The organism is Paraburkholderia sp. Cy-641 (genome assembly GCF_011752945.1).
Lineage (GTDB): Bacteria > Pseudomonadota > Gammaproteobacteria > Burkholderiales > Burkholderiaceae > Paraburkholderia.
In genome coordinates, this window is the sequence record NZ_VWWM01000002.1 from 1 (window position 1) to 19,600 (window position 19,600).

Annotated in this window: 16 protein-coding genes; 9 read left to right on the top strand and 7 right to left on the bottom strand. The window is 68.0% G+C overall.

The features are described 5' to 3' along the window. Positions 1-294, top strand: a 294-nt coding sequence (locus F3J20_RS32500) for a hypothetical protein (RefSeq protein WP_205299173.1), incomplete at its 5' end; no start/stop codon positions are given. Between the two features lie 169 nt (positions 295-463). On the opposite strand, the gene F3J20_RS01355 is transcribed toward F3J20_RS32500, so the two are convergent. Continuing rightward, a complete protein-coding gene (locus F3J20_RS01355) occupies positions 464-2,221 on the bottom strand; it encodes a cation:proton antiporter (RefSeq protein WP_167046827.1) in 1,758 nt (585 codons plus the stop codon). 249 nt (positions 2,222-2,470) lie between these two features. Here F3J20_RS01355 and F3J20_RS01360 point away from each other — a divergent pair, with 249 nt between their 5' ends. From F3J20_RS01360 to guaD, 7 genes are all read left to right on the top strand, one after another. After that, the gene (locus tag F3J20_RS01360; RefSeq protein ID WP_167281508.1) at positions 2,471-3,850 is read left to right on the top strand and encodes an amidase; all 1,380 of its coding nucleotides are present in this window, start codon (positions 2,471-2,473) and stop codon (positions 3,848-3,850) included. Positions 3,851-4,130: 280 nt separating this feature from the next. Then, positions 4,131-4,640: a disulfide bond formation protein B gene (locus F3J20_RS01365; protein WP_167046821.1), complete on the top strand. Its 510-nt coding sequence runs from the start codon at positions 4,131-4,133 to the stop codon at positions 4,638-4,640. Between the two features lie 435 nt (positions 4,641-5,075). Beyond that, positions 5,076-6,764 (top strand): xanthine dehydrogenase small subunit, encoded by a 1,689-nt coding sequence (gene xdhA / locus F3J20_RS01370; RefSeq protein ID WP_205299175.1) that lies wholly within the window; start codon positions 5,076-5,078, stop codon positions 6,762-6,764. Further along, a complete protein-coding gene (gene xdhB, locus F3J20_RS01375) occupies positions 6,761-9,340 on the top strand; it encodes a xanthine dehydrogenase molybdopterin binding subunit (protein WP_167281512.1) in 2,580 nt (859 codons plus the stop codon). Before xdhA ends, xdhB begins: the two co-directional genes overlap by 4 nt. Next, a complete protein-coding gene (gene xdhC, locus F3J20_RS01380; RefSeq protein WP_167281513.1) occupies positions 9,321-10,337 on the top strand; it encodes a xanthine dehydrogenase accessory protein XdhC in 1,017 nt (338 codons plus the stop codon). The genes xdhB and xdhC overlap by 20 nt, the downstream gene beginning before the upstream one ends. Positions 10,338-10,384: 47 nt before the next feature. Then, the gene (locus F3J20_RS01385) at positions 10,385-11,455 is read left to right on the top strand and encodes an adenosine deaminase (protein ID WP_167281515.1); all 1,071 of its coding nucleotides are present in this window, start codon (positions 10,385-10,387) and stop codon (positions 11,453-11,455) included. A 179-nt stretch (positions 11,456-11,634) separates the two neighbouring features. Continuing rightward, positions 11,635-12,999, top strand: a complete 1,365-nt coding sequence (gene guaD, locus F3J20_RS01390; RefSeq protein ID WP_167281516.1) for a guanine deaminase — start codon at positions 11,635-11,637, stop codon at positions 12,997-12,999. A 111-nt stretch (positions 13,000-13,110) separates the two neighbouring features. Here the strand turns inward: guaD and F3J20_RS01395 are convergent, their stop codons facing one another. Next, positions 13,111-14,355 (bottom strand): NAD(P)/FAD-dependent oxidoreductase, encoded by a 1,245-nt coding sequence (locus tag F3J20_RS01395; protein ID WP_167281518.1) that lies wholly within the window; start codon positions 14,353-14,355, stop codon positions 13,111-13,113. Between the two features lie 147 nt (positions 14,356-14,502). On the opposite strand from F3J20_RS01395, the gene F3J20_RS01400 reads away from it, so the two are divergent. Further along, the gene (locus F3J20_RS01400; protein WP_167281519.1) at positions 14,503-15,243 is read left to right on the top strand and encodes a class I SAM-dependent methyltransferase; all 741 of its coding nucleotides are present in this window, start codon (positions 14,503-14,505) and stop codon (positions 15,241-15,243) included. Positions 15,244-15,380: 137 nt separating this feature from the next. On the opposite strand, the gene F3J20_RS01405 is transcribed toward F3J20_RS01400, so the two are convergent. The 5 genes from F3J20_RS01405 to F3J20_RS01425 form a co-directional block, all read right to left on the bottom strand. Further along, complete coding sequence (locus F3J20_RS01405) at positions 15,381-15,803, bottom strand: signal peptidase (protein ID WP_167046799.1); 423 nt, start codon at positions 15,801-15,803, stop codon at positions 15,381-15,383. 122 nt (positions 15,804-15,925) lie between these two features. Next, positions 15,926-17,164 carry a beta-ketoacyl synthase N-terminal-like domain-containing protein gene (locus F3J20_RS01410; RefSeq protein ID WP_167281521.1) on the bottom strand — a complete coding sequence of 413 codons (1,239 nt, stop codon included), beginning with the start codon at positions 17,162-17,164 and terminating at the stop codon, positions 15,926-15,928. After that, the gene (locus F3J20_RS01415; protein ID WP_167281523.1) at positions 17,161-18,387 is read right to left on the bottom strand and encodes a beta-ketoacyl-ACP synthase; all 1,227 of its coding nucleotides are present in this window, start codon (positions 18,385-18,387) and stop codon (positions 17,161-17,163) included. The genes F3J20_RS01410 and F3J20_RS01415 overlap by 4 nt, the downstream gene beginning before the upstream one ends. After that, positions 18,387-19,112, bottom strand: coding sequence for a 3-ketoacyl-ACP reductase FabG2 (locus tag F3J20_RS01420; RefSeq protein WP_167046790.1), 726 nt, complete (start codon positions 19,110-19,112; stop codon positions 18,387-18,389). The genes F3J20_RS01415 and F3J20_RS01420 overlap by 1 nt, the downstream gene beginning before the upstream one ends. Further along, entirely contained in the window at positions 19,109-19,597 is a 489-nt protein-coding gene (locus F3J20_RS01425) for a hotdog family protein (RefSeq protein WP_167281524.1), read from the bottom strand. Before F3J20_RS01425 ends, F3J20_RS01420 begins: the two co-directional genes overlap by 4 nt. Between the last annotated feature and the right edge of the window lie 3 nt (positions 19,598-19,600).

Genomic DNA, 19,600 nt, shown 5'->3' on the forward strand with positions numbered 1-19,600 from the left:
CACGCCGCGGCGGCACTGCGCGCCTCGGCCGCGTCGCGTTGGCGCGCCGTTCGCGGATCGCTGGGCGTGACTGTCGACGCGCCGAGCGGGTCGTCGGTCGATGCCCTCACGGCCGCTTGCGCGTCGGCCGGGCTCGGGGAGTCCGCGGCCGGCGACGCGGCGGCATCTTCATGCGATGGAGGTAACGAGGCTGCCGCCGCAGATGGCGCGGCGCCGGTTACCGGTGTGGTGGACGGCGCGGGCGAACCCGGCACCGGTGAGGAAGCGCCGGTCGTGCCGGCGTTTTCGGGTTGATTTTCGCTCATGACTGTCGGACAGGCGCCTTCCACGCGAACGAATGAATATGCCCCGATTATCCGTCAGCGCGGCAGGCCCGGCAAACCCACACACAATTGCTCACATTGTTACGGAGCGTGACACGCAGCGGCGTCATATCCCTGCATCACCCTTTTGCGCCCGCGCTTCAGGGGTCCGGCTGCTCGTCGAAAGTTTCCCGCAAGGCGATCTGCATCGATGCGTGAATCTTCACGCACCAGCGCCATACGAGCGCGAGCAGCAGCGCCGCGCAAACCAGCACCGCGACGAGCAGACCGGTCGGCGGCAGGATGCTGCCCGACAGCGCGGCCACCAGCAGAAACACGCCGAGCATCGAGACGATCGGCACGAGATCGGAAATCGCGTAACGCAGCGCGCTCGTGAAGCGCCCCGCCGTCGCCGGCTGCACGCCGACCTCGGCGAGCAGCAGCGCGAGCGACTTCGTCTTGCGATAGACCGCCACGAGAAACGGCAGCGACACGACGAGCGCCACGCTCCACTGCACGACGCGCTGCAGCGATTCGTCGCCGAGCCAGTGCCCGAGCAGCTTGCCGGTATGCGGCGCGCTATACGACACGGTCAGAAAAATCGCCGCGACGAGCGCGAGATTCACCGCGATCTGCAGGATGATCCGCCGCGTCATGCCGAACAGCGTCGGCTCGCCGCTGCCGGTGCTCAGGCTGCGCAGCCATTGCCCGTACAGACCGAACGCGTTGGAGAGCGTCGCGGGCATCGCGCGCGCGAGGCGGCGCGTGAGCGGATCGGCCACGCGGATCAGGTACGGCGTCGTCAGCGTGGTCAGCGCCGAGACCGCCACCGCGATCGGGTACAGAAACGCGCTCGTCACCTTCAGCGTGAGACCGAGCGACGCGATGATGAACGAGAACTCGCCGATCTGCGACACGGTCATGCCGACGCGCATCGCCGTGCGTCCGTCGCGGCCCGCGAGGAACGTGCCGAGCCCGCACGAGACGATCTTGCCGACGATCACCGCGAACGTGATGATGGCAATCGGCCACGCGTAGTCGAGGATCACGGCCGGGTTCAGCATGAGGCCGATCGTCACGAAGAAGATCGCCGAAAACGCGTCGCGCAGCGGCGCGATCAGATGCTCGATCCGGTGCAGATGGCGCGACTCGGCCATGATCGCGCCGATCAGGAACGCGCCGAGCGCGATGCTGTAGTCGAGCTTGACCACCAGCAGACAGAAGCCGAAGCAGAAGCCGAGCACGGACACGAGCAGCATCTCGTCGCTGTGGGCACGCGCGACGTAATTGAGCGCGCGCGGCACGAGCAGCACGCCGACGATCAGCGACACCGTCATGAAAAGCAGCAGCTTGCCGAGCGTGACTGCCGCGAGCCCGGCGGACAGCTGCCCGGTCTGCGCGATGCCGGTCAGCAGCACGAGCATCGCGATGCCGAGAATGTCCTCGACGATCAGGATGCCGAACACGAGCTGCGCGAAGCCCTCGCGCTTGAGGCCGAGGTCGGACAGCGCCTTGACGATGATCGTCGTCGACGAGATCGCGAGGATCGCGCCGAGAAACAGCGAATCCATCGGACTCCAGCCGAACGCGCTGCCGATCTCGTAGCCGATCCACAGCATCAGCACGATCTCGGAGAGCGCGGCGACGATCGCCGTCGCGCCGACCTTGAACAGCTTGCGCAGGCTGAATTCGAGACCGAGCGAAAACATCAGGAACACGACGCCGAGCTCGCCGAGCGTCTGGATCGTCTGCTCGTCGTGGATCAGCTGGAACGGCGGCGTGTACGGCCCGATGATTACGCCGGCGGCGATATAGCCGAGCACCACCGGCTGCTTCAGGCGATGAAACAGCACGGTGACGACGCCGGCCAGCGCCATCACGACGGCCAGATCCTGAATGAAGCCAATGCCATGGTGCATGAACGCCTTCCTTACAAAAAGTAATTTACTAGGGCAGTTTAACAAACGGATCGGGGGCGGCTCCGCCGTGTCGGCGTCGCGCTGGCATCGGCATCGGCATCGGTACGAGGCATGAAGCGCAGGCCGACCGCTGCGCGCCCTGCGTGCCGCGCCATGCCCGCCCAAAACCGTGCTCTACAATGCAGACGACATTCCCGCCGGCTCGACCCGTGCCGCGACCACCGCGCTTACCGGACTTCCACCGACATCATGGCCACTGAATTCACGCCGTTCCCGCCGCTTGCCCAGCTTGCCGCCAATCTCGCCGCCGGCCGCACCACGAGCCGTGCGCTCGTCGAAACCGCGCTCGACAGGATCGCCGATCCGGCCGGCCAGGGCGCATCCGTGTTCATCCACGTCGACGCCGAGGCCGCGCGCGCCGCCGCCGACGCACACGACCGCCTGCGCGCGGCCGGCACCGTGCTCTCGCCGCTCGCCGGCATTCCGGTGTCGATCAAGGACCTGTTCGACATCGAGGGACAGCCGACCCGCGCAGGCTCGATCGCGCTCGCCGACGCGCCCGCCGCGACGGCCGACGCCGTCACGGTGGCCCGTCTGAAGCGGGCTGGCGCCGTGCTCGTCGGGCGCACCAACATGAGCGAGTTCGCGTTTTCCGGACTCGGCCTGAACCCGCACTACGGCCATCCGCTCTCGCCGTACCGGCGCGGCGTGAAAGGCGACGAGCGGATTTCGGGCGGCTCGTCGTCGGGCGCGGCGGCCTCGGTCGCCGACGGCATGGCCGCGATCGCACTCGGCACCGACACCGGCGGCTCGATCCGCATTCCGGCCGCGCTGTGCGGCCTGACCGGCTTCAAGCCGACCGCCGCGCGCATCCCGAAGCAGGGCGGCGTGCCGCTCTCGTCGACGCTCGATTCGTTCGGGCCGATCGGCGTCTCGGTCGCCTGCTGCGCACTGGTCGACCGGATCCTCGCCGGGCTCGAACCGCGCATTCCGGCCGCGCGGCCGCTCGAAGGCGTGCGCCTCGGCGTGCTGACCCACTTCGTCACCGACGGCGTCGAGCCCGAGGTCGCGCGCGCGCTCGACACCGCGCTCAAGCACCTCGAAGCGGCCGGGGCGATCGTCAGCGAGGTGCGTTTCGCGCCGCTCGAGCGCCTGCCCGAGATCAACCGCTTCAGCTTTGCGTCGATCGAGGCCTATGCGTGGCACCGTCCGCTGCTCGACAAGCACCGCGAGCAGTACGATCCGCGCGTGCTCGCGCGCATCATGAAGGGGCAATCGGCCCGCGCCACCGACTATCTGGACCTGCTCGCCGAGCGCGCCGCCATGCTCGACGAAGCCGCACGCACGCTCTGGCAGCACTGCGACGCGGTCGTCGCGCCGACCGTGCCGGTCGTGCCGCCGCGCCTCGCCGACCTGCTCCACGACGACGACACGTTCACCCGCACCAACGCGCTGATCCTGCGCAATCCGAGCGCGTTCAACTTCCTCGATAGCTGCGCGCTGTCGCTGCCGTGCCATCTGCGCGGCGACGCGCCGGTCGGTCTGATGCTGGCGGGCGCGCCGCACGCCGACGACACGCTGCTCGCGATCGGCCGCGCGGCCGAGGCGGTGCTGAACGCGATTCGCTGAGCACGGGATAGCGCGGGGCGGGGCGGATTCGCTGAGCTGAGCGTCGCTCGGTTTGCGAGACCTGCGGCAATTTGCCGGGTGCGGCGCGACTCGCGAGACGCGCGGCGATGCCCTGCACACGACGCGGCTCGCGAGGCGCAGGCGATTGGCACGCCGCAGTGCGGTTCGCCGCGCGGCCGCGCGCATCACGGCGCAATCAGCGGCACATCAGCGACATAACAGGGGTTCGCGCTAGAATCGCGGGCACCTGCCTTTTCTGTCCCAGACAAACCTACGACCGATGAACAACGACTCCGCGATGCTGCGCCGCGAGCGCTCCCTGCTGGTTCTGCTTGGCCTGATCTGCGTCGCCCTCGTGGGCGGTGCGTTGTACCTGCAGTTTTTCCTGCACGAAGACCCGTGCCCGTTGTGCATCATCCAGCGTTACTTCTTCCTGCTGATCGCGATCTTCGCGTTCCTCGGCGCGCGCTTCAACAACTGGCGCGGCGTGCGTCTGCTCGAAGTGCTCGCGGCGCTGTCGGCGCTGGGAGGCATCGTCACCGCGGTGCGGCACGTGTACGTGCAGGCGAATCCGGGCTTCAGCTGCGGCTTCGACGCGCTGCAGCCGGTCGTGGACAGCCTGCCGCCCGCGCACTGGCTGCCGGGCGTGTTCAAGGTCGCGGGCCTGTGCGAAACCGCCTATCCGCCGATTCTCGGCCTCACGCTGCCGATGTGGTCGCTGGTCGGGTTCGTCGTCGCGTTTCTCGTGCTCGTGTCGAGCCTGGTCCGGAATCGCCGCCGCATCAGCTGAATGGATTGGTCGGGCGGGGCGGGTCCGGTTGACGGGGTTGGACGCGGCTGGGCTTCGCGGTCCCGCTAACAGCCCTGTCGCCAGCGGCTTCTGCACTTCTGCGCCGAAAATCGCGCCGTTCTTCGCCGCTTCCCGTCATTCCCCGCCATTCCCCGCCTGCGCGCCGCCTCGGCTCCACAAGCGCGCCGCCGCAACTGCACGGTCCGGGCGCACCACGCACCGTCGCCCGCATCAAGCCCCCACGCAACTTCCCGCCCCCGCGCGAATCGTACAAAGGTCATGACCGCCGCCGAATAAGCTTCATGCGAACCGGGAAATATTTTCGGAACGAGGTAGTGCTATCTTCGGGTATGGATGGCGATCTACGTGCGCGAGGCCGGCTTCGGCGACCCCATGCGTAACGCGCGCCCGGTCCGCACTGTCTTTCGATTCGCCATGACAACGCAAACCATCCGTTTCTATCACCAGGGGTTCGTCCGCGAGATCGCGGGCGTCCCGGCGACGCGCACCGTGCTTCAGCACCTGCGCGAGGACCTGCGCTGCACCGGCACCAAGGAAGGCTGCGCCGAAGGCGATTGCGGCGCCTGCACGGTCGTGACCGGCGAACTCGACGCACACGGCTCACACGGCGGCCTCGCGCTGAAAGCGGTCAACGCCTGCATCCAGTTCCTGCCGACGCTCGACGGCCGCGCCCTCTTCACCGTCGAAGACCTGCGCGCCGCGAACGGCGCGCTGCATCCGGCGCAGCAGGCAATGGTGGACTGTCACGGCTCGCAATGCGGTTTCTGCACGCCCGGCTTCGTGATGTCGATGTGGGCGCTCTACGAAAACCAGCCCGCGAGCTCCGGCCTGCCGACCCGCGACGAAATCAACGCCGCGCTGTCCGGCAATCTGTGCCGCTGCACCGGCTACCGGCCGATCGTCGAAGCCACGCAGAGGATGTTCGACTACGCTCGGTATCCGCGCGTCACGCTCGATCGCGAGGCCATCGCGGCCACGCTGCGCACGCTGCAACGCGACGACACCTTCGAATACCGCGCCCCCGACGCGCGCGGCGCCATGTTCGGCTCCCCCACTTTCTATGCGCCCGTCACGCTCGACGCCTTCGCGGCGCTGCGCGCGCAACACGGCGACGCGAGCATCGTCGCCGGCAGTACCGACGTCGGCCTGTGGGTCACCAAGCAGTTCCGCGACCTCGGTGACCTGCTGTACACGGGCAACGTCGCCGAACTGAAGACGATCGAGCGCGATGCGCAGACGCTGACGATCGGCGCGGCCGTCACGCTCGAAGACGCGTTCGCGGCGCTCGCCGTCGACTACCCCGAACTCGCCGAGCTGTGGACGCGCTTCGCCTCGCGGCCGATCCGCAATGCGGGCACGCTCGGCGGCAACGTCGCGAACGGCTCGCCGATCGGCGACTCGATGCCCGCGCTGCTCGCGCTCGGCGCCGAGGTCGTGCTGCGCCGCGCGCGCACGACCCGCACGCTGCCGCTCGACGCGTTCTACCTCGGCTATCAGAAGACCGCGCTCGCGGCCGGCGAATTCGTGATGGCGCTGCGCGTGCCGCGTCCGGTCGGCAATCTGCGTTTTCGCACCTACAAGGTGTCGAAGCGTTACGACCAGGACATCTCGGCGGTGTGTGGGGCGTTCGCGTTGCGCATCGGCGGAAGCGGCGAGCCTCGCGGTGAAATGCGCGCTGCGGCCCACGCTGAAATGCTCGACGAAACTCACGGCGCAACCCGCGAGGAAACGCCCGGCACCCTCCGCGCGGCCCGCATCGCGTTCGGCGGCATGGCAGCCACGCCGAAGCGGGCCACGCAAACCGAAGCGGTGCTCGACGGCGCGGCATGGAACGAAGCGACCGTGCGCCGCGCGATGGACGCGCTCGCCGCCGATTACCAGCCGCTCACCGACATGCGCGCATCGAGCGCGTACCGGCTCAAGGTCGCGCGCAATCTGCTGTGGCGCTTCTACCTCGAAACGCGCGACGATGCGCCGCTCGCGCTGTGCGACGTGAACGCGTTCGCCTTCGAAGCGGAAGCGTCGGATGCAACGGACGCAGCGAATACGACGCACGCAGCAAACACGCCTGCCGCGCCGCTCGCCAAGGAGGCGCCGCGATGAACCGTACCGATGTCTTTGTCGAACACGCGGGCCAGCACGCCGGACAACGCGCCACCGCATCGAGCGACGTCACGAACGACGCAACGACCGACGCCTCGATCGGCGCCCCCCTGCCGCACGAATCCGCCGCGCTGCACGTCAGCGGCGAAGCCACCTACACCGACGACATCGCCGAATTGCACGGCACGCTGCACGCGGCGCTCGGCCTGTCGCGCCACGCGCATGCGCGCATCGTCTCGATGGACCTCGACGCGGTGCGCAACGCGCCCGGCGTGCTCGCCGTGCTGAGCGCCGCCGACATCCCCGGTGAAAACAATTGCGGCCCGGTGCTGCACGACGACCCGATTTTCGCCGACGGCGAGGTGCTCTATCTGGGTCAGCCGGTCTTCGCGGTGATCGCCGAGACGCATGAACTCGCGCGCCGCGCCGCCGCGCTCGCGAAAAGCGACGACGTGCTGCGCTACGAGCCGCTCGACGCGCTCCTCACCGCCGCCGAAGCGAAAGCCGCGCGGCAGTTCGTGCTGCCGCCGCTGCATCTGCGGCGCGGCGAGCCCGACGCGAAAATAGCCGCCGCGCCGCATCGGCTCGAAGGCCGCTTCGAAGTCGGCGGCCAGGAGCAGTTCTATCTCGAAGGCCAGATCGCCTACGCGGTGCCGAAGGAAATGGACGGCATGCTCGTCTATAGCTCGACGCAGCATCCGAGCGAAATGCAGCAGGTCGTCGCGCATATGCTCGGCTGGCCCGCGCACAACGTCGTCTGCGAATGCCGGCGCATGGGCGGCGGCTTCGGCGGCAAGGAATCGCAGTCGGCGCTGTTCGCCTGCGCGGCCGCGCTCGCGGCACGGCACCTGCGCCGGCCGGTCAAGCTGCGCGCCGATCGCGACGACGACTTCATGATTACCGGCAAGCGCCACGACGCGATCTACGAATACGCAGCGGGTTTCGACGACCGCGGTCGCCTTCTCGGCGTGCGCGTCGAAATCGCGTTGCGCGCGGGCTATTCGGCCGATCTCTCGGGCGCGGTCGCGACGCGCGCGGTGTGCCACTTCGACAACGCGTACTACCTCTCCGACGTCGATATCGTCGCGCTCTGCTGCAAGACGAATACGCAATCGAACACCGCGTTTCGCGGCTTCGGCGGACCGCAAGGCGCGCTCGTCATGGAAGTGCTGCTCGACGACATCGCGCGCGAGCTGCGGCTCGATCCGCTCGACGTGCGGCTCGCGAACTACTACGGCATCGGCGAGCGCGATACGACGCCGTACGGGCAGCGTGTCGAGGACAACATCATCGCGCCGCTCACCGACGCGCTGCTCGCTTCGAGCGGCTATCGCGCACGCCGCGCGGCGCTCGCCGCATTCAACGCGACCAGCCCCGTGCTCAAGCGCGGCCTCGCGTTTTCGCCGGTCAAGTTCGGCATCTCGTTCAACGTGCCGTTCCTGAACCAGGCCGGCGCGCTCGTGCACGTCTACAAGGACGGCTCCGTACTCGTCAATCATGGCGGCACCGAGATGGGCCAAGGGCTCAACACGAAGGTCGCGCAGGTGGTCGCGAACCAGTTCGGCTTGCCGCTCGCGCGCGTGCGCGTGACGGCCACCGATACGTCGAAGATCGCGAATACGTCGGCAACGGCCGCATCGACCGGCAGCGATCTGAACGGCAAGGCCGCGGAAGCCGCCGCGCGAACGATCCGCGCGCGCCTCGCCGAACTCGCGGCGCAACGGCTCGGCGGCCACGCGGACGACGTACAGTTCGCACACGGCAAGGTAGCCGCGAACGGCGGCACACTGCCGTTCGAACAGCTCGTCAATGCCGCCTATCTCGCGCGCGTGCAGCTGTGGTCCGACGGTTTCTACTCGACGCCGAAGGTGCATTGGGATGCGCAGACGCTGACCGGCCATCCGTTCTACTACTTCGCGTATGGCGCGGCGGTGTCGGAAGTCGTGATCGATACGCTGACCGGCGAATGGAAGCTCGTGCGCGCGGACGTGCTGCACGACGCGGGCCAGTCGATCAACCCGGCGATCGATCTCGGCCAGGTCGAGGGCGGCTTCATCCAGGGCATGGGCTGGCTCACGAGCGAGGAATTGTGGTGGAACCGCGAGGGCCGTCTGATGACGCACGCGCCGTCCACGTACAAGATTCCGGCGGTCAGCGACACGCCCGCCGCGTTCCACGTGCGGCTCTACGAAAACAGCAACGCGGAGCCGACCGTGTTCCGCTCGAAGGCGGTCGGCGAACCGCCGCTGCTGCTGCCGTTTTCGGTGTTCCTCGCGCTTCGCGACGCGATCGCGGCCGCGGCGCCGGGCGCAATCGAGGCGCCGCCATTGCGCGCGCCGGCCACGCCCGAAGCGATACTCGATGCGCTCGACGCGTTGCAAAGCGCCAACCCGTCCGAACCGACGGCGGCACGTACGGTAACCTGCGCGGCAACCGATGCCGCAACCTGCGCGACAACACAGGCATCCACCCACGCAACGCCGCCCGCCAGCGCCGACCACCCTACGCCACCCGCCGCGCCGGCATCTTGCGCGGCTTCGCACGGAGAACCGCCGGATGCAAACCTGGCTCACTGACCTGCAACACCTGCTCGCCCACGGCGACGCCGCCGTGCTCGTCACGGTCGCGCGTGCCGAAGGTTCGGCGCCGCGCGAGGCCGGCACGAAGATGATCGTCACGCGCGAGGCGGCCAAACATACGATCGGCGGCGGGCATCTCGAATGGAAGGCGATCGAGACCGCGCGCCAGGTGCTGCGCGACGGCATGCGCGCACCGCATACGCGCCGGCTCGAACGCTTCGCGCTGGGGCCGAGCCTCGGCCAGTGCTGCGGCGGCGCCGTGATTCTCTCGTTCGAGCGGCTCGACGTCGGCGATCTCGGCTGGATCACCTCGCTCGTGAAGCGCCTCGCGGCCGGTCAATCGACCGTGCGTAGCGTATCATTCGGCCCCGCGCCCACCGCGGTCATGCTGTCCGATCCCGAGCCCGGCATCGACACGGCCGATTGTCTGCTGTGGGACGGCGCCGGTTTCGACGACAGCAGCGCGCTCTTGACCGAAACGATCGCCCCCGGCGAATTCGCGGTCGTGCTGTTCGGCGCCGGTCACGTCGGCGCGGCGCTCGTGCGCGTGCTCGCGACGCTGCCGTGCACGGTGCGCTGGGTCGACGAGCGCGACGCGCAGTTTCCCGCGCTCGACACGCTGCACGCGCCGAACGTGACGATCGATGCGAACGACGCGCCCGACGAAGCGATCGACCAGGCCGCGCCGAACACGTACTTCGTCGTGATGACGCACAACCACGCGCTCGACCTCGAGCTGGCCGAGCGCATCCTGCGGCGCGGCGACTTCGCGTTCTTCGGCATGATCGGCTCGCACAGCAAGCGCAAGCAGTTCGAGCACCGGCTCGCGGCGCGCGGCATCGATCCGGCGTGGATCGCACGCATGAAGTGCCCGCTCGGCGTCGACGGCATCGTCGACAAGTCGCCCGAGATCATCGCGATCTCGGCGGCCGCGCAGGTTCTGCAGGCCGTCGAGGCGAACGCGGGCGGGCGCCGCGCGTCGCAGGCGGTGTGATCCGCGGGCCGCGCGGCTCATTACCCAACACACTATTCCAAACCACGATGAATACCACCACCGCTATCCCCGCTTCCCCCATTTCCCCCGGTACGCTTGCCGACAAAACCGCGCGCGCGCCGAAGGCCGAGCTGCACATTCACATCGAAGGCTCGCTCGAACCCGAGCTGATCTTCGCGCTCGCGCAACGCAACGGCGTGAAGCTCGCCTATGAATCGGTGGAAGCCTTGCGCGCCGCCTACGCGTTCACCGATCTGCAATCGTTCCTCGACATCTACTACGCGGGCGCGAGCGTGCTGCTGCACGAGCAGGACTTCTACGACATGACGATGGCCTACGTCGAGCGCTGCCTCGCCGACAACGTGATCCACAGCGAAATCTTCTTCGATCCGCAGACACACACCGAACGCGGCGTGCCGATCGCCACGGTGGTGGCCGGCATCGAGCGTGCGCTGGCCGACGCTGAAAAACGCGGCATGTCGAGCAAGCTGATCCTGTGCTTCCTGCGCCATCTGTCCGAGGAAGACGCGCTCGCCACCTTCGACGAAGCGCGGCCGCTCTTCGAGCAGTACCGGCATCGGCTGATCGGCGTCGGGCTCGATTCGTCGGAGCGCGGCCATCCGCCCTCGAAGTTCGAGCGCGTGTTCGCGAAGGCGCGCGCGCTCGGCCTGAAGCTCGTCGCGCATGCAGGCGAGGAAGGGCCGCCCTCGTACGTCTACGAAGCGCTCGACGTGCTGAAGGTGGACCGCGTCGATCACGGCGTGCGCAGCATCGAAGACCCGGCGCTCGTCACGCGGCTGGCCGACACGCGCGTCGCGCTGACCGTGTGCCCGCTGTCGAACCTCAAGCTGTGCGTGTTCGACGATATGACCCAACACACGCTGAAGGACCTGCTCGAGCGCGGCGTCGCGGTGACCGTCAATTCCGACGACCCGGCCTACTTCGGCGGCTACGTGAACGCGAACTACCTCGCGGCGATCGACGCGCTGAAGCTCGATGCCGCCGAGGTCTACACGATCATCCGCAACGGCTTCGAGGCGTCGTTCGTGACGCCCGAGGAACGCCACGCGCTGATCGCGAAGCTCGACGCGCACTGGCAAGAGAACGGTCCGCACTGACGCGGCCTTATTTAACCGGGGCTTTAACCAGCGGCTTTAACCGGGAGCTTTAGCCGGAAGCGCCGAGCGAAGGCGCTAGCCGGCGGTATCGGTTGCGCTCGCGCAGAAGAACCCGCGCGAACGCAAGCGCCGCCACGCCATTTTTCGCCCAGATTTCAACATTCGGAGACAGCTTTTCCATGACTGCATCGGCTCACACCACGCCCGCCGCGCAAACGGCATTCCGCGCGCAACTGCTGACCTTCACCGGCGATCCCGCGCACTCGCCGAACGCGGCGGTCTTCCACGAAGACGGCCTGCTGATCGTCGAAGACGGCCGCGTCGTCGCGGCCGATGCGTACGCGACGCTCGCCGCGCGGCTCGCGCCCGGCACCCAGCTCGTAGACCGGCGCGACAAGCTGATCGTGCCGGGCTTCATCGACACGCACATCCACTATCCGCAGACCGACGTGATCGCGTCGCCGGCGCCGGGATTGCTGCCGTGGCTCGACACGTACACGTTCCCGACCGAGCGCCGCTTCGCCGACCCGGCCTATGCGAACGACACCGCGAACTTCTTCGTCGACGAACTGCTCGCGTGCGGCACGACCACCGCGCTCGTCTACTGCACGGTCCACAAGCAGTCGGCCGAGGCGCTCTTTGCCGCGAGCGAGGCGCGCAATCTGCGCATGGTCGCGGGCAAGGTGCTGATGGACCGCAACTGCCCCGAGTTTCTGCGCGACACCGCGCAATCGGGCTACGACGACAGCGCCGAGCTGATCGGCCGCTGGCACAATCGCGGCCGGCAGATGTACGCGCTCACGCCACGCTTCGCGCCGACCTCGACCGAAGCGCAGCTCGAAGCCTGCGGCGCGCTCGCGCAACAGCATCCGGACCTCTTCATCCAGAGCCACGTCGCCGAAAACACCGACGAAGTGAAGTGGGTGGCCAATCTGTTCCCCGGCCACCGCAGCTATCTCGACATCTACGATCACTACGGCCTGCTGCGCCGCCGCGCGGTGTACGGCCATTGCATCCACCTCGACGAAGAAGACCGCCGGCGCATGGCGCAGACCGGCGCGCTCGCCTCGCACTGCCCGACCTCGAACCTGTTCCTCGGCAGCGGCCTGTTCGATTTCGACAAGGCCGACGCGGCCGGCATGCCGATCGCGCTCGCCACCGACGTCGGCGGCGGCACATCGTTCTCGATGCTGCAAACGATGAACGAAGCGCACAAGGTAGCGCGCCTCGGCGGCCATCATCTGACGGCGACGCGCATGTTCTATCTGGCGACCGCCGGCGCGGCCGAAGCGCTCGATCTCGCGGACAAGGTCGGCACGCTGCGCCCGCACACCGAAGCGGACTTCGTCGTGCTCGATCCGCAGGCGACGCCGCTGCTCGCGCGCCGCACGGCGCGGCGCGAATCGCTCGAAGAACTGCTGTTCGCGTTCGCGCTGCTCGGCGACGATCGCGCGGTGTACGAAACGTATGCGGCCGGCCAGCGCGTGCATGCTCGCGACGCTGCGCGGCAGCGCGTGCCGGGACGCGCGCAGATCGCGGCCTGAGGACAGTCGTTACGCCCAAGGCAAAGCGGCGCTTCGAATAATCACGAAGCACCGCTTTTTTAATACCTTGGCGGCACCTTCGCACACCTTCCTGCGCCCTCTCACACGCGCTCAACCCGCCTTGCACACCTCGTGCAGCGCATTGAGCCGCCTCACCGGCTCGGCCACATACGGATTCGACTCGTCCCACGCATAGCCCGCGAGCACCGCGCAGATCATGCGGCGAATCGACGGCGTCTGCTCCGGGTAGTAGATGATGTCCTGCAACTCGCCCGTGTACCAGCGCTCGACAAACGCACGGAACGTATCGATGCCGCGGCGCAAGGGCACGTCGTAATCGGCGGCCCAGTCGATCGTCTCGCCGTCGAGTTGCCGGTTCAGCGCGCGCGCCGCGAGATGCGCCGAGCGTAGAGCGATCGTCACACCCGACGAAAACACCGGGTCGAGAAACTCGCCCGCATTGCCGAGCAACGCATAGCCGGGCCCATGCAGACGCTCGACGTTGGCCGCGTAGCCGCCGATCTGCCGCACCGGCATCAGGAACGGCGCCGTGCCGATCAGTCGGTTCAGCGTCGGCTCCTGCTGGATCAACTTGCGCAAGGCCGCTTCGCGCTGCGCTTCCGGCATGTCGAGAAAGCTCGCCTCGGCGACACAGCCCACCGACGAACGGCCGCCCGCGAGCGGAATCATCCAGAACCACACGTCGCGGCGCTCGGGATGCGTCGCGATGCAGATCTTGTTGCGATCGCTCGCGTCGAGCGCGAGACCGTCGCGCACGTGTGTGAAGAGCGCCGCGCGCGTCGGCATGCGTGTCGGCGCTTCCAGATTCAGCAGACGTGGCAGCACACGCCCGAAGCCGCTCGCATCGAGCACGAAACGCGCCTCGACCCGATACGCGGTCTCGTTTTCGTCGACCACGTCGAGCACCGGCGCGTCGCCCGTTTGCAGCGCGCACACCGTGTGGCCGAAACGCACCTCGGCGCCCTGCGCGGCCGCGCAGCGAATCAGCACGTCGTCGAACTGCGCGCGTTCGACCTGATACGTGGTGCCCCAGCCCGCCGAATGCTTGTCGCGAAAGTCGAACGACGAGCGCTGGTCGCGATAGACGAAATACGCGCCGTTCTTGTGCTGGAAGCCCGCCTCGACGACGGCCTGCAGCATGCCGGCCTCTTCGAGATACGCCATGCTCTGCGGCAGCAGGCTCTCGCCGATCGAGAAGCGCGGAAAATGCTGGCGCTCGAGCACGAGCACCGAACGGCCGGCCTTGCGCAACAGTGCGGCGGCCACCGCGCCCGCCGGACCCGCGCCGATGATCGCCACGTCGACGGCGGTCCGCTTTGATGAATCGATCTTCAAATCTCTGCTCCAACGGTGTGCATGCGTGCGACGCACGCGGGGTTTGCATGCTGCGCGCGGCATCGCGCGATACATGGACTTCTCGTTACAATCCGGTTTCAGACAGCAAGAACACTGTAAGAACACTGTTTCGCCGGGGAGTGCATCGTGTCGTCATCCGAAATATCCAATGTGCCCTTTGTGCCGGAAACGGCCTTCGGAATCTGGTTCCTGCGCACCCACACGTGGGAACATCACGTGCTGCGGGTGGCGATCGACGACCTCGCGCGCCTGATCGATACACCGCTGCCCGCCGCGCCCGTCATCGTCGATGCGGGCTGCGGGCAAGGTGTCTCTTTCCGTCTGCTCGCCAACGCGTTCAAGCCGCGCCGCATCGTCGGCGTCGATTACCATGCGCCTTCGCTGATGCTCGCCGAGCAGGCCGCGCAGGCCTGCCGCGAGACCGTCGCCGACATCGAACTGCTGCATGGCGACTGCGCGCAACTGCCGCTGCCCGATGCGAGCGCCGACCTCGTGTTCTGCCATCAAACCTTCCATCATCTCGTCGAACAGGACCGCGCGCTCGCCGAATTCCGCCGCGTGCTGAAGCCGGGCGGCGTGCTGCTGTTCGCCGAATCGACCGATGCGTACATCAAGTCGTGGGTGATCCGGCTGCTGTTTCGTCATCCGATGCAGGTGCAGAAGAGCGCCGACGGCTATCTCGACATGATCCGCGAGGCCGGCTTCCGCTTCGGCCCGCGCAACGTGTCGCTGCCCTACCTGTGGTGGAGCCGCGCGAAAGACTTCGGCCTGCTCGAACGGCTCGGTCTTTATCGGCCGCAGCCCGGCAAGCGCCGCGAAACGCTCGTCAATGTCGCGGCGGTCAAGACCGCGTCCGACACCGATTGACACGGTTTCCCGTTGCGCGCGGCGCCGTGTGACGCTTCGTTGCGAACGGACTGTGGCTGCGCGCCCGAGATTCAAGGCGCACTCGATCCGTGCCCGATCCGTGCTCAAGCCACGCCTAAGCCACGGCTAATTCACGCTCAACCCGCGTCCAGCACGACCAGTTGCCCGCGCACCGCCAGCGCGGCCGCGCTCGGACTCACGCCGCACATGAAGCTGCTCGACGAACTCGTTTCGGTGCTGTGAAAGCGCGTCGACACGTCGATCACCGCATTCGCATGACGCTCGCGCGCCGCCGCGCGCAGCTTGCCGACCGCTTCGGCCAGCGCGAGATGACACGCTTCGTTCGGGTCCGCCACCTTGCGTGCGATCCGCACCGAGTACGACACGTCGCCGAGATGCGTCTTCACCGGACGATGATCCTGGTCGCCGAAATACACCGGCACTTCGCCACGCGACTCGCCGCCGGCCGCCGCGAACGGCAGCGACATCACCTGCGTCGCGCAGCCGGCCTGCGTCAACGCCACCACCAGCATCGCGCCAACCCCGCAAAACCTTTTCATTCTTATCCTCTCCCTTTACGCTTATTTGCGGCCGCTTTGCGCGCTCTACGCGTTTTTGCGCGCTTCACGCTTCACTTTCACTATTACGCGGCCAGTTGCCGTGGCGAGCCGGCGAACCCGGCTCAAGCACCTCGCCACGCTTCGAACATCAGGCTCGCGCAACTGCCGCCGAACCCGAATGACACCGACATCGCGCTGCCGATGCGTGCAGCGCGCGCCTCGCGCACGAGCGGCATGCCCGCCGCTTCCGACTCCGGCGTATCGATGGCCGCCGTTCCCGCGATAAAACCATCGCGCATCATCAACAGCGTGTAGATCGCTTCGTGCGCACCGCATGCGCCGAGCGAATGCCCAGTCATGCCCTTCGTCGACGAAAACGCGGGCACGCCTTCTTTCGTTGCGCCGAACACGTCGCGCAACGCATGCAGTTCCTCGACGTCGCCGAGCGGCGTCGACGGCGCGTGCGTATTCACGTAATCGGGACGACACCCCGCTTCGGCAAGCGCGCCGCGCATCGCGCGCGCGATGCCGGCCGCGCGCGGCGCGACCATGCCAGCGCGGTCGGTGCAATCGCCGAAGCCGGTCAGCTCCGCGTGGATGCGCGCGCCGCGCGCGAGCGCATGATCGAGCGCTTCGAGCACGAGCACGCCGCCGCCCGACGCGATCACGAAACCGTCGCGCTGCGTGTCGTACGGACGCGAGGCGCTGTGCGGCGTGTCGTTGAAGCGACGCGACAGCGCGCCCATCGCGTCGAACAGCAAGGTCACGTTGTCGTGCAGCGCCTCGCTGCCGCCTGCGAGCACGATCTGCTGGCGGCCGGTCTGGATCAGCTGCATCGCCTGGCCGATCGCGAGCGCCGAGGTCGTGCAGGCCGACGACGGCGAGTAGCCGACGCCTTCGAGCCCGAACATCTGCGCAACGTTGGCCGACGCGGTGCTGCTCATCGCCTGCGGCACCGTGTACGGCGGCACCTTGTCGACGCCGCGCGCGTGCGCAATCGCCAGCGCCGCGTCGTAGCTCGCCAGCGCGCCGACGCCCGAGCCGATCACCGCGCCCGCGTACGGCGAATGCAGCGCCTCGCGCGCGAGCCCCGCGTCGTCGATGGCGCGCTGTGCCGCATGGCAGGCAAAGCGCGCGGTGTCGCCCATGAAGCGTTCGAGCTTGCGCTCGAACGGCGCTTCGTGCGCCACCGACGCGACGCCCGCGACCTGCGACGCCAACCCGCGCTCGCGCCATGCCTCGACCCGCGTGATGTGCGAACGCCCCGCGCGCAAGGCGTCGGATACGTCGTCGAGCGTATTGCCGAGACACGACACGATGCCCATGCCGGTCACGACCACGCGTTGCAGCGCGCCGCTCATCGAACGCGCCGGAAAATCAGCGACGTGTTGATGCCGCCGAACGCGAAGTTGTTGCTCATCACGTACTCGGCATCGATCTCGCGCGCGCCGCCGACGATGTAATCGAGCGCCGCGCAGGCCGGATCGACGGTGTCGAGATTCAGCGTCGGCGCGTACCAGTTGCGCTTCATCATCTCGATGGTCCACCACGCTTCGAGCGCGCCGCATGCGCCGAGCGTGTGGCCAACATAGCTCTTCAGCGAACTGATCGGCATGCGCGCGCCGAAGGTCTGCGCGGTCGCATGACTCTCGGCGACGTCGCCGCGATCGGTCGAGGTGCCGTGCGCGTTCACATAGGCAATCGCTTCGGGCGCAAGCCGCGCGTCCCGCAGCGCGAGCTGCATGGCGAGCGTCATCGTTTCGGCGGTCGGCTGCGTCATGTGCGCGCCGTCCGAATTGCAGCCGAAGCCGACCACTTCCGCATGAATCCGCGCGCCGCGCGCTCGCGCATGTTCGTACTCTTCGAGCACCAGCGTGGCCGCGCCCTCGCCGACCACCAGACCGTCGCGCGCGGCATCGAACGGGCGCGGCGTCAGCCGCGGCTCGTCGTTGCGCGTGCTGGTCGCATAGAGCGTGTCGAATACCGCGACCGCCGGGCCCGACAGCTCTTCCGCGCCGCCCGCGAGCATCAGCGTCTGCTTGCCCGACTGGATCGCCTCGTAGGCATAGCCGATCGCCTGGCTGCCCGAGGCACACGCGCACGAAGTCGGGATGATGCGGCCCTTGAGGTCCCAGAACAGGCTCACGTTGACGGCCGTCGTGTGCGGCATCATCTGCACGTAGCTGTTCGACGTGACGTTGCTCATCGAGCCGGTTTCGAGCATCGTGCCGAACGCGCGGATCGGCTGCACCGAGCCCGACGACGAGCCGTAGGCGACACCCATGCGGCCGTCGGCAATGCTCGCGTCGCCGGCCAGGCCCGCATCGGCGAGCGCGAGTTCGCTCGCGCGCACCGAGTACAGCGAGACCGGCCCCATCGAGCGCACCTTCTTGCGCGGATAATGCGCGGGCATCGCGAACCCCGGCAGCGGACACGCAAGCCGCGTATGCAGCGATTCGAAGTAATCCCACTCGGCAATGCGGCGCACCGCGTTCTCGCCGCTTTTCAGGCGTGCCTCGATCGCGTCCCAGCTATCGCCGAACGCGCTCACGCCGCCCATGCCGGTAATGACGACGCGCTTCATCAGACCATCCCGCCGTTCACGCCGATCACCTGGCGCGTCACGTACGACGCGCCATCCGACATCAGAAAGCTCACCACCGACGCCACTTCGGCCGGCTGGCCGACGCGGTTCATCGGCACGGTCTTCAGCGCGTGTTCGAGCGTCACCTGTTCGAGCATGCCGGTCTCGACGAGACCCGGCGCGACGCAGTTCACAGTGATGTTGCGCGAGGCGAGTTCGACCGCGAGCGCCTTGGTCGCGCCGATCAGCCCCGCCTTCGCCGCGCTGTAGTTGACCTGGCCGCGATTGCCCATCACGCCCGACACCGACGCGATCGTGACGATGCGCCCGCCCTTGCGCGCGCGCACCATCGGCATCGTGAGCGGATGCACGACGTTGTAGAACGCATCGAGCCCGGTCTCGATCACGATGTCCCAGTCTTCCTCGGTGAGCGCCGGAAACGCGGCGTCGCGCGTCACGCCCGCGCTGCAGACGATGCCGTAGTACGGGCCGTGCGCGGCGACGTCCGCTTCGAGCACGTCGCGGCACACGGCGCGCTCGCGCACGTCGAACTGCAGCACGCGCGCCGTGCCGCCCTGCGCGGCGATGCCCGTCGCGACCGCCTCGGCCTCGCTGCGTCCCGTGCGGCAATGCACGGAGACCGCGAAGCCGTCGGCGGCCAACTTGTACGCAATCGCGCGGCCGATGCCGCGGCTTGCGCCGGTAACGAGAACACGCCGGCTCATGAACTGAAACTCCCTTCGATGAATGACTGAAAATCGGGCGGCTGAAATACCTTGATGACGGCTTCGGCGCAGCGCACGTCGTCCGCGTCGATCGTGCATTCGTACGCGCCGTGGCCTGCCTCGCTGCGCAGCAGCTCGCTCGCGCGAATGCGCAAACGCGCGCCGCCGGCAAACGCGGGCCGCGCCGCCTGGTAGCTGCGCGAGCCGAGCAGCACACCCGGCCGCGCGTGGCCGCCGTTGCGCATCGCGAGCAAGGCGACGTGCGCGGCGATCGACTGCGCCATCAGTTCGATGCCGATCCACGCGGGCATCGCGCCGTCGGCGTCGGCATACCACGCGTGCGGGTCAACGCTGGCGCGCGCGCTCAGCGTGGTTTCGTCGAAGGTCTCGACCGCGTCGATCAGCAGCATGCTGCCGCGATGCGGGACGATCGCCTCGATCGGCTGGCGCAGGAGTTGCTCGATGGTAAGAAGCGGGGCCGTCATATG